This window comes from Rhizobium sp. T1470 (genome assembly GCF_042140505.1).
GTDB lineage: Bacteria > Pseudomonadota > Alphaproteobacteria > Rhizobiales > Rhizobiaceae > Rhizobium > Rhizobium favelukesii.
Genome location: NZ_CP148092.1, coordinates 870,013 through 883,925, shown reverse-complemented (window position 1 = coordinate 883,925; position 13,913 = coordinate 870,013). Strand labels below are relative to the sequence as shown.

Genomic DNA, 13,913 nt, shown 5'->3' with positions numbered 1-13,913 from the left:
TTGTTCCCTCTCCGCTAGGAAAGTGCCAGACGTTATGATGTCACCTGGAGACGGGAGTAGAGCATTAGCGACTGTTTCGGCCCCCTTTCCGTGAGCGCGACGAACAGCCCACGGCTTTCGGCGTTGACGGAATCGCAACAGCACTTCAGTCAGAACTTTTGCTTTGCCCGTTTTGGCATGAAGTAGGTTCGGATATTGACGAGCGCTTCGGCGACGGCAGCAGCATCCTTGTGGGTAGCTGGTCCTTTTGTCTCGCTGAGTTTGCGGATTGGCGCAATGATATCGCCAGTGACGGCATGACCGCGAATGACGGGCCCGCCACAGCTTCGGCGCGAATCCGGTTCCCATCAGAAAGCAGACGTCCCAGTCCATGGCATCAAAGGTCTGATCATCGATCCTGGTGAACCGGGGCCGGTGGTCTTTCGGTGTTTCGGAAAGGCTCGCCGAGATGCGGTTATACCAACGTGAGCGGTTTCTGACTCGTTTTGCGGTTTCCAAATCAGTTGAATTCTGAATCTCTGTCGCAAACGGAGGTTTGCGGATGACATTGGGAATTCCACTGCGCGATGACTTCGACGGTTTTGCCCTGCGGGCATTGGCCAAGAGCACGAAGGATGCGGCACAGGCTCGGCGGCTTCTTGCCCTTGCCGAAATCTATGATGGTCATTCACGCAGCGACGCGGCCAGGATCGGAGGCGTGACCCTGCAGATTGTCCGCGATTGGGTTATGCGCTTCAATGCCCGCGGTCCGTCAGGGCTCATCAACGGCAAAGCGCCTGGCAATCAAGGAAAGCTTTCCGCTGTGCATCGCCAGGCTTTGGCGAAGATTGTCGAAAGCGGGCCGATACCAGCAGTGCATGGCGTCGTTCGCTGGCGGCGCAAGGATCTGGTTCAATGGCTTTTCCAGGAATACCGGATCTCTGTGGACGAGACGACCATTGGCCGCGAATTGAAGGCGCTCGGCTTTGCAAAGCTGTCTGCTCGTCCGCGCCATTACGCCCAGAACGAGGGTGACCTGGAGAGTTTTAAAAAAACTTCCCCGCCACACTGGCAACCATCAAAAGCAGGCTCCCCAAGAACATCGAGATCGAGCTCTGGTGGGCCGACGAAGCTCGGATAGGGCAGAAGAACAAGATCACCCGACGATGGGCACGCAAGGGCACAAGGCCTTCGGCACCACTCGATCAACGCACGATGTGGACTTATATCTTCGGCGCCATCTGCCCCAAGAAGGGCAAAGCTGCGGGCCTTGTTCTTCCCTACTGCGACACCGATGCCATGAACCATGCCATGAACCAGCATCTGCTCGAAATCAGCCAGGCGGTCGATGAAGGTGCTCATGCCGTGCTGATCGTTGATCAGGCTGGATGGCACGTCACGCCGAAACTCAAAGTACCCGACACCGTCACCCTGCTGTTCCTGCCGCCGCGGTCGCCCGAATTGAACCCTGTCGAGAACCTGTGGCAATTTATGAGGGAGAACTGGTTGTCCAACCGGATATTCAAAGACTACGACGACATCGTTTCCCATTGCTGTGACGCATGGAACAAGCTGGTCGCGCAGCCGTGGAAGATCATGTCAATTGGAATGCGTGATTGGGCGCACCGGTTTTGATTAGCGCTCGTTGGTATTATATTCTGCAACGATCGAATGCACGGCCCGATGTTCGGTTGTTTTCATCGGCAGGTTCAGGGCATCCGGGCTGGTCAGTTCCGGGATCCATTGGCGTGGGTCGATAAACCTCGGTCCGATGATGAGAGCAGTGAGATAGCCATCGAGACCGCTCATTGACCAGATTGGCGATGCCGGACGACGTGCCCTCAAAAAGGCTTCGAACGCCTCGTCGTCAAGCTTCGGTCGTGCAGTCGTCGTCCCCTGGCTCTTCTGTGTCATGCCGCATGCCGCCCTTGATCTGTCATCGCCTCTCGTTCAGCCTTCCAGACCCAGGGGAAGAGCGTCTCCATCCGGTTGGCGGCTACGTTGCCCGAGATGATGCGCTCGAGCACAACCGGCTTGGAAGCAATCAGGATCCGCAAATCCGATCTAAGCGCAATCAAGCCGAACCCCGTATCGCGCTGAACACCGTCCGCAACGTATGCTCATCAACACCGCCGTCGATAACGACACAGGCGCGGTTAATCTCAACGCGAACGGTCAACATCTTTCCGAGAGATGGTTGAGGCTGTTCGTCGCCAACCTTCACGACCGGCACGAAACGCATCTCCTGCTCATCCGATGCGCTTTCGCGGGCGCAGCGACGCCAATAGTGCAACAGGCCTTGACTGACGCCGTATTGACGCGCAACGGCAGAGATATTGGCGCCGGGCACAAAACTCGCCGCTGTGATCTTCGCCTTGTCCTCCGGGCTCCATCGACGGCGGCGATCCTCGCCGATGATGACTTCGACACGACGTGACGTCGATCGAGCCCGCTCTGCATTACCTTGCGCATAGTGCTGATGACTGTCATCAGCACTATGCGCACAACTTGCTCGTCGCGCTCGATTGGCACCAGATCCATCATTCCCACCTCTCAATCTCGAAAGATCGGGATTATGCGCGAACTGAAATTCAATGAAATGTGGGGCGCTCGCAACGCTTACTGTACAGCTTGATCGTCACCGCGAAAATGAACCGTATTGATCCGCAGGCCTGGCTTGCCGACGTCCTTGCCCGGATCGCCGATCATCCGGCAAACCGAATCGATGAACTGCTTCCTTGGAATTGGACAAATACCGTGACGACACCCTTACCGCAGGCGGCCTGATGGCTGCCTCTCTCGTCCGTTTGAAAGTCACCCTCGATGACGTTGAACCTCTGGTGATGCGGCGCGTCGTCGTACCGTTCCGCATTCGGTTTAACCGGCTTCATGAGGTTCTTCAGGCGGCTTTCGGGTGGACCAGCAGCCATCTCGACGAATTCCGCATCCGTGACGTCGGCTTCGGCCTTCCCGACGGTGGTTTTGACGAACCCATCGACGCTCGCAAAGCGACACTTCTTTCTGCCATCGAAGATATCGGCGCGAGATCGTTCAAGTACCTCTATGACTTCGGCGATGGCTGGACGCACACCGTCAAGATCGAAAAGACCTTTCCGGTTATCGCTGGCCTCGATGATCCTATCTTGCTGGATGTTGTCGGGCGGTGTCCTCCAGAGGACGTCGGCGGCCCTTGGGGATATGAGGAGTTCCGCGAAGCGCTTGCCGACAAAACTCACGAGCGCCACGATGAGCTTCTCGAATGGTGGGGCAGCGCGGACTACGATCCGACCACAGTCGATGTCGTCAACCTTCGCAAAAACGTGGATGCGCTAGCCGCCAAATGGAAACGCAAAGCACGCAAGAAAGCCTGAACCTGCGGTCCTCGGCGAATGCTTACGACTTGTTAACTTCCTGTATCGAAACTACGATCCGTAGCTTCACCTCTTTGCTGAAACGGCGACGCCGACCAGTGTCGACGATCTCAAGACGGTGATCACGCTGACTGTCAGTATAGATGTCCATACAAACAGTCAGCCACGTCTCCGGACATCTCTCAAGACGGCCTTCCGCGTATGCGTACGGCACCACCGCCGATAAACCTGTTAAGCTGGACTACTAATACTAAGCGCCGAGGCTTCGTCAGATATGATTTTCCCGTTTTGCAAAGTCAGCGTCCGATCGGTCATTCTCTGCAACAGTTCGGCATTGTGAGAGGCAAAAAGAAATCCTTCATTCTTTTCGATATATTTCTCTAGTCTGTTGTTTGCTTTTACCTGGAATGCGTGATCAGCAACACCAATCCACTCGTCCAACAGCAGAATGTCCGCTGGCTCCACAGTGCTCATCGCAAATTGCAACCGGCTTTGCATGCCAGGTGAATACGTTCCAATAGGCATATCAAAGAATGCGCCCAGTTCTGAAAATTCCGCGACGTCTGCGATATATTCATCTACCGAGATGCTTTTAATCCCGAGCAAAGAGTATCTCATCCGCACATTCTGTCTTCCAGTTAAAGCAGGAACAGTCCCTGCTCCAATTGTTAGCAATGTTCTTATAGAGCCTCGAACCTCTATAGACCCTCCAACGGACGGAAGCATTCCTCCGATCAATTTTAAGAGGGTGGTTTTTCCATTGCCGTTTCCACCGACGATTCCCACGCGCTCGCCACGCCGGACTTCAAGTGATATCTTATCCAGCGCGCGTAAAACCAATGAGCCGTTTAGCTTTTGGATTATCCTGGGGTCCGCCCCCAGAGCGCCTCCCTTCACGCCGCGTAGGGGGATTTCGACAGATGCGTCTCTAATACGAACGACAATATCGGCCTCAGTCATATTAGGCCATCCACCGATATACGACAAGATCACGGTTGGCACCAAAAAGCGCTTTGGACAGCGCGAGTCCACAAACAATAAGGACGAAACATACGCAATAGGACGCGACGGGAAAGGAGCTGTCAACAATGGGCGCGCGAGCAACTTCAACTAGGTGATATACGGGATTGAAAACCACTACCCACTTATGCGCCTGCAAGCGATCTGGCGCCCACAGAATGGGCGTCACTAAGTACACAGCGAACAATATTTGCGGCAGAAAGCCCCGCAATAGTCGGACGCGGTCAAACACATATGCTAGTGGTAGCGACCAACAAATCATCACTAAAGTAAGTAGACACAAGCCTACAGAAAAAGCCAAGTAATTAGTCTGCAAGACCATGACGGGATTGATAAAGGCAATAATAATGAATGAGGCAACAATTTTCAGTAGCAGGGCAATCACAAAGTCATATGTTGAAACTAGATTGCTTATGTAACCCGATATATTCGGAAACGATAAGTAACGTGCAGCTTTTTCGTTAGCATAAGAAATGTCCGAAACAAAAATAGAGATGCCTTGCCAAATTGAAAAGGAAATCGCAAAAAAAGGTATAAACGACTTCAGAGGCTCGTGGAAAACAAGCCCCATGACCGTTCCTAATAGGAGGACATGAATTAGCACCGAGATAAATGGGGCGACAAGCCCGAGGCCTGAATTGCGCTTATTCTCAGCGATATCCGCAAGGTGAAGTTGCCAGGCCAATTCGCGTTGAGAATACAACATCCGAATGTCTGTCAAAAAATCTCGTTCGACCCACCGCCAATTGCTGCTTTTGATGGCCACTATTTCACCTGCAACAGTCGATTCGCAGCAGCAAAATAAGCTGCCGCCCTCTGCTCTACGTTGAATTTATTCAAATAGATTGCCCGGGCGGCTACGCGGGATGGATCATCGCCTTCGCGGTTGTTAAGTTTCTCAGCTAATTCAATGTAATTGCCGACTTCGAAAAACGATATTGCACCAGGCTGATAGCGGTCGAGCTCACCAAAACATTTGGTATGCGAGCAGTACAGAGGCCTGCCCATGTCGAGCGCCAGAGCGGCTGGCCCCGACGAAGTCTGACCGACTTCCGCATATGGCAAAACGACAGAATCGCACGCCAGCATAACGTTGTTGAACTCATCGTTATCTAAAGCTCCACAAAAATGAACTCTATTTTTTAACGTGGGCTGCTGCTCTATTTCCTTGATCAACTTGGTTATATACGGCTGCTCTACTTTTCCTCTCTCAATACCCTCCGGATGCAGGCCACCAACAACCAACAAATGGTGATCGTCCGGCAACGACTTTAATGCCTTTATTGCGACCTCGATGCCCTTGTAAGGTGACAGGAAACCGAAGCAACCCAACAAAACTCCAGAACTTATATTTAGCCGTGAGGCTACTTGTTGCTTGGCTAAATCATGATCCATGCCATGGCGGACCGCCTTGCTAACGAACGCGAGGGGTCGATGTGTAATCGTATCAGACGCAATGCCTAGGAATCCAAAGTTTTTGGCCTCACGCGCTGTCTGTACGATATGGTGGAATTTTTTCGGATTTCGGCGGACTGTAGCGAATAGACGATTAAACACATAGTCACCACGCCAGTCTCTCAGATAATTAATTAAACCGCTGCGGCTAAGGCGGAATCGTCGCGCTTCCAAAGATGGAACCGTGTGGTAGGTTATTATAACCTTTTTGCTGCGCCGTATGATCGCATGAACGTTCCGCCAAATTCGCCGTGGTGTGAATCCGAAGAGACCGGGCTCAAGTTGTATGTTTACAATGTCAGCCCGCCCCACTTTTAACAAAAGTTGTTCGAATTCGGCGGCGGCAGCTTTTCTAGCGTATGGCGACTGGGATCTAAGAAGATCAACCGGAAGCGCTGCGATTTCGATATCGAAGTCGGTTTGCTCACGAAGCGGGAGCTCTAGAAATTCGACGTATTGCGCTATCCCGCAAGCTCGGTGATAGCTTGAAACGACCAAAAGCTTCGGCAATCTAGTCGCCGACGGGATCTGCGAATTGACTTTCGTTTGCTCCACAGCCATTTCCTTCTTTGCCTAGTCTCCGTAAAAAATGGGACAGCGCCACACCCCGCAGATATCCCAAACTGTAGTTGTTTTAGGTAAGTCAAAACTCCTAGAACTGGGGGCTCTTAGACAACCGCATCCGGTAAGTCAATAACATCCCACTGGGTTGGCAGGGCAATCGGGTGAATCCCCGGCGTGACATGTGTCTGATGGTCTGAATCGATGGCTGCCATCTGATTCTGGCTTCGGAGAGACGATGTGGCAGGGGACGTGACCGAGGAAATGGCCGACTTATCGGTCTACGAGGGCGTGGTTTTTCTGGAGCATTTTAAGGGGTTGGATGCAAAGCGGCAAGGTCCGTTATCCTCTGGACGAGATTCTTCTTCTCTGTCTGGCGGCTGTGATCTCGGGCGCCAAGACGATCTCTGCGATCGCGCGGTTTGGCGAGATGAAGCTGGCGTTTCTTCGCCGGTTCAAGCCGTTCAAGGATGGCACGCCGGCGCGCGACCATCTCGGCGACATCCTCGCCAGCCTGGACCCGGAGGTGTTCCAGTGGTGCTTCGCCGCCTGGGTCTCGGCGCTGATCGGCGCGCCCGTCGAGGCGATCGCCATTGATGGCAAGACGCAGCGCCGGTCCGGCTCGAAGGCGAAGGGACAGGCCGCCGCTCACAACGTGACGGCGTTTGCGGCGCGTCAGCGCCTCGTGTTGGCTCAAGTCAAGGTCGATGCGAAGTCGAACCAGATCACCGCCATTCCTGCGTTGATCGGGATGATCGACATGTCGGGTGCTGTTGTCACCATCGACGCGATGGGTTGCCAACGGGTTGGTTGAACCGATGGCTTCGTCGTCAGGGAAAATACCGACAATCTCTGTCCTCCGTTTGATTTCTCCATTCAAGCGCTCAATTGGATTCTGCGCAGCTTGATCCAATGCTGTTTGGGAAAGGTCATGTAAGCGAGCACGTCCTCTTCAGCATTGTCCATGAGATGGGCGAGTTTCGGCACGTTTGGTCTGATCTGATCGGCGACGTTACGCCACTGTAGACTGGGGGCTTCCAGGATGTCCTGTGCGGATACCGTAGCAATGAATGCCGAGACGACACGCCTGCCGGGCATTGCGCATGAAGTGAACCCCGCCCGGCATCTCTGCCAAGCCGTGCAGAGGAGCTTGGAAACAGCCGCTTTGATGCCCTCGTGAGCGTCGGAGACGGCGAGGTTGACCTCTCGCAGACCGTGCCGGGTAAGCTTGCGCAGGAACCCCGTCCAGATCGGGTCGGCCTCAGACGCGCCCCCATGACTTTCACCAGATCATCGACCGAGCGGGTCGAGACACCTTGGACGTAGGCCTCCTGGATGACGGCGGTCAGGGCCTTCTCTGCCATGCAGCGCGGCTCGAGGAAGCTTGGAAGGTAACTGCCGGTGCGAAGTTTGGGAATCCGAGCTCAACAGGGCCAGCCCGCGTCTCCCAGTCGCGATCGTGATAGCCGTTGCGTTGAGCAAGTCGAGAGTCATTCTTCTCGACATAGGCCGCACCGGTCTTTGCCCCGACCTTCAGCGCCATCAACTTCTCAGCGGCAAAGCCAATCATCTCGCGCAGCAAATCTGCATCAGAACTCGTAAGTCCATCATGTCATTGATCCAGGCTGCGCTCGATCAACCCCACCCTACCGGAAAATGCCGATGACGACCGCTGTCCTGCTACATCACCTCCGGGGACGTCATCGCCGCAACGTGATTTTGGCCTTGGAAAAAAGTCATCACAGTCGTAAACATTCGCTAGTTGGCCGGGATCCGGGGCACCCAGGGAGAAAGTCGTGTTCAAGAAATCAGAGCAAGGAAATACCGCTTATTTCACCGAATTACGTGCTGAGTTAGAAAACCTTAGTCCAGATACAGTAAATAAGATCATGGTTCATGTCGACTATCTCGCGCGGAAAGCAAATTTAGTTCCACACGCAATTTTGGAAGGTCGCCATTTTAATGTTGATCGCCAGGTCGAACAGGACGCTATTCGTAACATCGATGCAATACTGAGACCGACGAACGTAATCGACAACAGTGGTAACCCTCATATGGCTACCTATATTGGCGATGGTCTGTGCCTTGTGCGAACGAAGTGGGACGGGCATGTCGTGGTACCCACGTTCAACGTGGATGTAACAATCGGAATTTTGCGCGATGGTATACACGAAGCTTGGACCACAAGAGTTGTCCAAGAGCTTCTACGCGAAGGGCAAACCTATATAAATGTGGGGGCTAATTTTGGTTACTACACTTGCCTAGGCGCTAGAATTGTTGGCTCTACGGGAAAGGTCATATCTATCGAAGCAAACCCTCATGTCTTCTGCGTCCTGATGAAGACAATCATGTACGGTGGTATTGTAGATCGCGTCGATGCTTACAATAGAGCTGCTTACCTCGTCTCTAATGAGACGCTGGACTTTACCTTCGACTATCAATTCATCGGGGGCGGGCACCTTAGTGGTCCGGCCGAAACGGCAGATCAATCCGACAACCCAATGTGGTCACCAGAAAGCCTGCCGAAACTTCTTGATGAGAACGGAAAATGGGTTTCGAGCCGAGGCCTCATGAATTCCTTTCACGTGCAAACGTTACGTCTGGATGACGTGACTAAGGATCTAGTGGCGGACCTCATACATTGTGACGTTGAGCAGGCCGAGCCATATGTTTTACTTGGCGCAGTCGATTTGATCAGACGGTCGCCTACCTGCAAAATAATTTTTGAGTGGTCAGGCTACGCCTACACAAGCGGAAATCACCGATACCAGTCTGCGGTCAATGACATGCTGAGTTTTTTCAACGAACATGGCTACCGCATACGTCAAATCCGACCTGTCGTTGGCGAAAATGGAGAAATTAGTGTTTCTGAATATCTAACGGCGGAGGAGTTTCTTAGCGGTAAGCACGGCGACTACATTGCTTTGAAGCCCAACAACGACCCTTGGAGCCGCACAATGTAGGTATTGCAGGGCTACCCGTGCCCACAGGCAGCCCATCAAAGTTTGTGCGGGAAAAAACGGTCGAAGTCATCGCGCAATGGAATTCCCAATGTCATCCGCAAACGTAAGACCCTATGTCCTTCGGGCCGGGGTGGCTTGCCCTACACTGCCTATGCGAGGGTTGCTCGGATAGGTCGAGCCGATCCTCCTGGCAGGAGGACAAGCCGTGAAGCACAACGCGCTCGCGCGGCAGATGCTCCGGAAACGGTTTGCGCGATGGACGCTTGCGCTCAAAGGTTTGACTGTCGATGATCGTGCCGCCATCTCCGCGGCCAGTTGGTCCTGGCTGGCGTCGGCCTCCAGCTCTTCGAGCTGCAATTCCATCTGTTCGAGAAGGCGGGCCTTTCGCTCCGAGCGGTTGCCATGGATGTCGCGCTTGAGCTTCTCGATCTCTAATTTAGTCTCAGCCGGGCAATCAGCGCATCGGAACGGGAGTTTACAGCTTGCGCACGAGCAGCAACAGCCTCGGCTTCACGACGGGCGGCGCGCTCGGCGAGGATCATCGCGTGAGCGCTGGCAAGGTCGTCGGGAAGCTGATCGTCCGCTTCGGTCATGGCAAGATGGAATCATATTCGGCCTTGCCTTTCCAGCCATTTCCGCTACCCAGCCTGGACGCCAGGTTCTTTGCGGCATCGCCAGTCAATCCCTTCAAGCAGATAGCCGAGCTGTGCAGGAGTTATGACCACCGTGCCGTCAGCCGCTGACGGCCATATGAAGCGGCCGCGCGTGAACAGACAGGCACCTTGGCCGTCGTGCCAGATTACCTTGATCAGCCCGCCCCGACGCCCACGGAAGCAGAATAGGTGGCCGCCATGCGGATCCCCCTTCAGCGTCTCCTGCACCATCAACGACAAGCCGGGGAAGCCTTTCCGCATGTCTGTGTGTCCCGTCGCCAGCCAGACCTTCACGCCGCTCGGAACCGGGATCATCGCCGCTCGACCACGTCGAGGATCCGAGCGAGCGCTTCAGTATCGACATCGCTCTCCACACGAATGCGCCGGCCGCGGCCAAGCTCGATCGTCACAATGCTTATCTTCTTGCGGTCGAGGGTGGCAGTGTTGTCTCCACCGGATCAGGCGCAGGCAAGGCCGTGACTTCTACGGGAATGAGCTGCCGCGCTGGCGGCGGTGCGACCTGGCAAAGTTCTTTGCGCCACCGGAACAACTGATACCAACGAGCGCTAATCAAAACCGGTGCGCCCAGTCACGCATTCCAATCGACATGATCTTCCACGGCTGAGCGACCAGCTTGTTCCATGCGTCGCAGCAATGGGCGACGATGTCCTCGTAATCTTTGAAGATCCGGTTGGACAACCAGTTGTCACGCAGAAATTGCCACACGTTCTCGACGGGATTTAATTCGGGCGAGCGTGGCGGCAGGAAGAGCAGTGTGATGTTGTCGGGCACATCGAGCTTCGGCGTGACATGCCACCCCGCCTGATCAACGATCAGCACGGCATGAGCGCCGTCATCGACGGCCTGGCTGATTTCGATCAAATGCTGGTTCATGGCGCTGGTGTCGCAGTAGGGAAGAACGAGACCCGCACCTTTGCCCTTCTTGGGGCAGATAGCGCCGAAGATATAGGTCCACATCGTGCGTTGATCGTGTGGTGCCGAAGGCCTTGTTCCCCTGCGTGCCCATCGCCGGGTGATCTTGTTCTTTTGGCCTATCCGAGCTTCGTCGGCCCACCAGAGCTCAATCTCGACGTTCTTCGGGAGCCTGCCTTTGATGGCTGCCAGTGTGGCGGGGAACTTTTTTTAAAACTCTCCAGGTCGCCTTCGTTCTGGGCGTAATGGCGCGGGCGGGCAGACAGCTTTGCAAAGCCGAGCGCCTTCAATTCGCGGCCAATGGTCGTTTCATCGACGGATATCCGATATTCTTGGAACAGCCATTGAGCAAGATCCTTGCGCCGCCAGCGCACAACGCCATGCACCGCCGGTATCGGGCCACTTTCGACGATCTTTGCCAAAGCCTGGCGATGCACGTCGGAAAGCTTTCCTTGATTGCCGGGTGCTTTGCCATTGATGAGCCCCGACGGGCCACGCGCATTGAAGCGAATAACCCAGTCGCGGACAATTTGCAGGGTCACGCCTCCGATCCTGGCCGCATCGCTGCGGGAATGGCCATCATAGATTTCGGCAAGGGCAAGAAGCCGCCGAGCCTGTGCCGCATCCTTCGTGCCTTTGGCCAACGCCCGAAGAGCGAAGCCGTCGAAGTCATCGCGCAGTGGAATTCCTGATGTCATCCGCAAACCTCCGTTTGCGGTATTGATTCAGAACTCAACTGATTTGGAAACCTCAAAAAGAGTCAGAGATCGCTCACGCTGGTATGACTCGCGTGGATGCCCGCCGACCGGGCAATCTCAGATACGCTGGCATTCGGCTCGAGGCAGGCCGCAACCAGCCGCTCCTTCTCCGCGCGAGACCAGCGACGACGGCGCTCCACAGAGGTGATCACTTCGATTTGCTGCATTGTCAGAGGACTATTCCTAGTGCTTGCACCAGGACATCCAACGTTCCGCCTCACATCACAAGACGGCCCTCACCGTGGGGTTACCCGCAAACCTCCGTTTGCGACATAGATTCAGAATTCAACTGATTTGGAAACCGCGAAACGAGTCAGAGACCGCTCACGTTGGTATAACATCTATCGCCCCACTATATCGCGATAGACAGAAGCATAGTCGGCCGTCATCTGGACTGCTGTAAATTTCTCCAAATAAGCCGCCCTGGCCTTCTCTCCGTAGCCAAGCGCCTCTTTCCGGCGCCTAGAGAGGCGGATCATTGCCCCAGCTAACGCATCTGGGTCATTTGGCTTCACAACCACACCTGTTTCACCGTGAACGTTAACAAAGCTAGTCCCAGTTCCTATTTCACAGGAGATCATTGGTTTCCCAAACATCGCCGCTTCGACAAGCGATAGGCCAAAGGCTTCAGACCGCAAATGAGATGGAAAAACGAGGCCGGTACTTAGCTCGAGAAGTGCGGCTTTGTCTGCATCCGGCAACGCTCCAAGAAAATGGACATTTTCAAGGCTGTGCTCCTTTGCATAGGCCTTCAACGACGCTTCCATTGGCCCCTGCCCAATTAGCAGGATATCATGGTCTGTCTGCTTTGCAGCCTCCAAGAGTATGTGCACACCCTTGTAGTAGCGAAGGACACCAACAAAAAGGAAAAATGGCTTCGGAAACCTCTGGCGCCAGCGTGCCTTCACATCGTCAGAAGCGCGCGGGTAATCCCCTTCGTCCAGCCCCAGCGGGATGACCGTGGTTTTGCTCCTATAGCGCTGCAGCACGTCGCTGGTCGCCAGGTAGTTCGGTGACGTGGCCACAATCCTGTCAACACTTGTTAGAAAGCGATGCATGAGCGGCCTATAGAGCTGCAAGAGGATCCGCTGCTTGACGATATCGGAGTGGTAAGTAACGACAGTCGGTTTTCTCAGGCGCGAAGTGAGATGGACAACATCCATTACCGGCCAGGGAAAGTGGTAATGCACTATGTCGGCCCTGTCGCTTAGTTCGCGGAACCGTCCAAAGACCTCCCAGGAAAAGCCCGTCGAGGCAAATTCAAAATCGAGCTTGGCTTTGTGAGCGATATGACCATCAAACTCCCGGGTGTTCTGCTCAGGCATGCTACTCAGCGAGAGCACGTCGGATTGGATCCCGTATTTGGCGGTTCCCTTGGCAATTGCGTGGATTGTCCGCTCAACTCCGCCAAAAGTATCGGGCCAATAAGTCTTGAAGAAATGTAGAACCCGCATCTCACTCCAACGCCGGATCATATAGGTCCCCGGCCTTCGCTCTGTTTAAATCATTCCGCCGGCATGGCAGTCATCGGATACGCCCTGCCTTCGTAGCCTCAACCGACACAGAACGGATGGCGTGACCCTGAAGGCTCATATAAACAAAGGCATGGAAAATAGCAGCCCCTTATTGCGAACGGTGTAAAAGGCCTTAAAGAAGCAAATGAAGCAGTTAGGTGCCGGCGATATACGCTTGGGGAGCAATGCATGCGGTTGGGTAGCCTCTACAAAATTGGCGACAATGATCAGCGTCCTTGGGGCACTTGGCATGTCTTAGATATTGGCGAGCGCCATGTCGTTAAGCGCATCGTAGTCAATCCTGGTGAGCGGCTTTCCCTCCAATACCACAATCACCGATCTGAGCGTTGGACGGCAGTTTCTGGTCAAGGCGTTGCCGAAGTCGATGGAACGCATCACAGCTTTGAGCTCGGACATACGGTCGATATCCCACTCAAGGCAACACATCGCGTCTCGTGTACGGGGAATCAGCCGCTCGTCTTTATTGAGATCCAGTATGGTGAGCTACTAGATGAGAACGATATCATTCGCCTTAGCGATGACTATAGCCGGGCTTAACGACCCTCGTTCTCGAAGCAGTCGGGCCCCAAGCGGCTTAACAAGGCCAGGCACCATTGGTGAGGCATCGCTTCGACGTAAAAAGTCTGGTATCGAGGGGTAGCAGACACCCACGGTTCATTTGAAGATTAAACGCGCGGATCATTTT

General features: G+C 54.3%; 13 protein-coding genes and 6 pseudogenes. 6 read left to right on the top strand and 13 right to left on the bottom strand.

Annotated elements, in window-relative coordinates; translation table 11 throughout:
• Positions 1 to 149: 149 nt before the first annotated feature.
• Positions 150 to 459, bottom strand: a pseudogene (locus WGT02_RS25490) (YecA family protein); the annotation flags it as partial.
• Positions 460 to 541: 82 nt separating this feature from the next.
• On the opposite strand from WGT02_RS25490, the gene WGT02_RS25485 reads away from it, so the two are divergent.
• A protein-coding gene (locus WGT02_RS25485) for an IS630 family transposase (RefSeq protein ID WP_208246028.1) occupies positions 542 to 1,614 on the top strand; the annotation gives its coding sequence in 2 pieces (ribosomal slippage) (positions 542 to 1,028 and positions 1,028 to 1,614; 1,074 coding nt in all).
• A gap of 15 nt (positions 1,615 to 1,629) precedes the next feature.
• On the opposite strand, the pseudogene WGT02_RS25480 reads toward WGT02_RS25485, so the two are convergent.
• From WGT02_RS25480 to WGT02_RS25470, 3 genes and pseudogenes are all read right to left on the bottom strand, one after another.
• Positions 1,630 to 1,893: pseudogene (locus WGT02_RS25480) on the bottom strand (UPF0149 family protein); the annotation flags it as partial.
• Complete coding sequence (locus WGT02_RS25475) at positions 1,890 to 2,057, bottom strand: hypothetical protein (protein ID WP_176703657.1); 168 nt, start codon at positions 2,055 to 2,057, stop codon at positions 1,890 to 1,892. The pseudogene WGT02_RS25480 and the gene WGT02_RS25475, both read right to left, overlap by 4 nt.
• Positions 2,054 to 2,329 carry a hypothetical protein gene (locus tag WGT02_RS25470; RefSeq protein WP_318246573.1) on the bottom strand — a complete coding sequence of 92 codons (276 nt, stop codon included), beginning with the start codon at positions 2,327 to 2,329 and terminating at the stop codon, positions 2,054 to 2,056. Before WGT02_RS25470 ends, WGT02_RS25475 begins: the two co-directional genes overlap by 4 nt.
• 272 nt (positions 2,330 to 2,601) lie before the next feature.
• On the opposite strand from WGT02_RS25470, the pseudogene WGT02_RS25465 reads away from it, so the two are divergent.
• Together WGT02_RS25465 and WGT02_RS25460 are read left to right on the top strand one after the other, a co-directional pair.
• Positions 2,602 to 2,766 (top strand): annotated as a pseudogene (locus WGT02_RS25465) (transposase domain-containing protein); the annotation flags it as partial.
• Complete coding sequence (locus WGT02_RS25460; protein ID WP_024318993.1) at positions 2,766 to 3,350, top strand: plasmid pRiA4b ORF-3 family protein; 585 nt, start codon at positions 2,766 to 2,768, stop codon at positions 3,348 to 3,350. The pseudogene WGT02_RS25465 and the gene WGT02_RS25460, both read left to right, overlap by 1 nt.
• 231 nt (positions 3,351 to 3,581) lie before the next feature.
• Here the strand turns inward: WGT02_RS25460 and WGT02_RS25455 are convergent, their stop codons facing one another.
• Genes WGT02_RS25455 through WGT02_RS25445 form a run of 3 tightly spaced genes read right to left on the bottom strand, consistent with a single transcriptional unit; the run spans position 3,582 to position 6,386 of the window.
• Positions 3,582 to 4,310: an ABC transporter ATP-binding protein gene (locus WGT02_RS25455; protein WP_208247305.1), complete on the bottom strand. Its 729-nt coding sequence runs from the start codon at positions 4,308 to 4,310 to the stop codon at positions 3,582 to 3,584.
• Between the two features lies 1 nt (position 4,311).
• Complete coding sequence (locus WGT02_RS25450; RefSeq protein WP_037071579.1) at positions 4,312 to 5,136, bottom strand: ABC transporter permease; 825 nt, start codon at positions 5,134 to 5,136, stop codon at positions 4,312 to 4,314.
• The gene (locus WGT02_RS25445; protein ID WP_208247303.1) at positions 5,136 to 6,386 is read right to left on the bottom strand and encodes a glycosyltransferase; all 1,251 of its coding nucleotides are present in this window, start codon (positions 6,384 to 6,386) and stop codon (positions 5,136 to 5,138) included. Before WGT02_RS25445 ends, WGT02_RS25450 begins: the two co-directional genes overlap by 1 nt.
• A gap of 322 nt (positions 6,387 to 6,708) precedes the next feature.
• Between WGT02_RS25445 and WGT02_RS25440 the strand changes: the two genes are divergently transcribed.
• Positions 6,709 to 7,200 (top strand): ISAs1 family transposase, encoded by a 492-nt coding sequence (locus WGT02_RS25440; RefSeq protein WP_024318989.1) that lies wholly within the window; start codon positions 6,709 to 6,711, stop codon positions 7,198 to 7,200.
• Positions 7,201 to 7,203: 3 nt separating this feature from the next.
• Here WGT02_RS25440 and WGT02_RS25435 read toward each other — a convergent pair.
• A pseudogene (locus WGT02_RS25435) lies at positions 7,204 to 7,968 on the bottom strand (transposase); the annotation flags it as partial.
• Positions 7,969 to 8,182: 214 nt separating this feature from the next.
• Here WGT02_RS25435 and WGT02_RS25430 point away from each other — a divergent pair.
• Entirely contained in the window at positions 8,183 to 9,349 is a 1,167-nt protein-coding gene (locus WGT02_RS25430) for an FkbM family methyltransferase (RefSeq protein ID WP_024318986.1), read from the top strand.
• A 190-nt stretch (positions 9,350 to 9,539) separates the two neighbouring features.
• Here WGT02_RS25430 and WGT02_RS25425 read toward each other — a convergent pair.
• The 5 genes and pseudogenes from WGT02_RS25425 to WGT02_RS25405 form a co-directional block, all read right to left on the bottom strand.
• Positions 9,540 to 9,942 (bottom strand): annotated as a pseudogene (locus WGT02_RS25425) (transposase); the annotation flags it as partial.
• A gap of 55 nt (positions 9,943 to 9,997) precedes the next feature.
• Positions 9,998 to 10,317 (bottom strand): annotated as a pseudogene (gene tnpB, locus WGT02_RS25420) (IS66 family insertion sequence element accessory protein TnpB); the annotation flags it as partial.
• Between the two features lie 255 nt (positions 10,318 to 10,572).
• A protein-coding gene (locus tag WGT02_RS25415; protein ID WP_208245220.1) for an IS630 family transposase occupies positions 10,573 to 11,633 on the bottom strand; the annotation gives its coding sequence in 2 pieces (ribosomal slippage) (positions 10,573 to 11,141 and positions 11,141 to 11,633; 1,062 coding nt in all).
• 62 nt (positions 11,634 to 11,695) lie between these two features.
• Positions 11,696 to 11,860 carry a transposase gene (locus WGT02_RS25410; RefSeq protein WP_208247300.1) on the bottom strand — a complete coding sequence of 55 codons (165 nt, stop codon included), beginning with the start codon at positions 11,858 to 11,860 and terminating at the stop codon, positions 11,696 to 11,698.
• Positions 11,861 to 12,034: 174 nt separating this feature from the next.
• A complete protein-coding gene (locus WGT02_RS25405; protein WP_024319231.1) occupies positions 12,035 to 13,147 on the bottom strand; it encodes a glycosyltransferase family 4 protein in 1,113 nt (370 codons plus the stop codon).
• Positions 13,148 to 13,396: 249 nt separating this feature from the next.
• Between WGT02_RS25405 and WGT02_RS25400 the strand changes: the two genes are divergently transcribed.
• On the top strand, positions 13,397 to 13,765 hold the full coding sequence (locus tag WGT02_RS25400; protein WP_082321348.1) for a phosphomannose isomerase type II C-terminal cupin domain: 369 nt from the start codon (positions 13,397 to 13,399) through the stop codon (positions 13,763 to 13,765).
• Positions 13,766 to 13,913 lie beyond the last annotated feature (148 nt).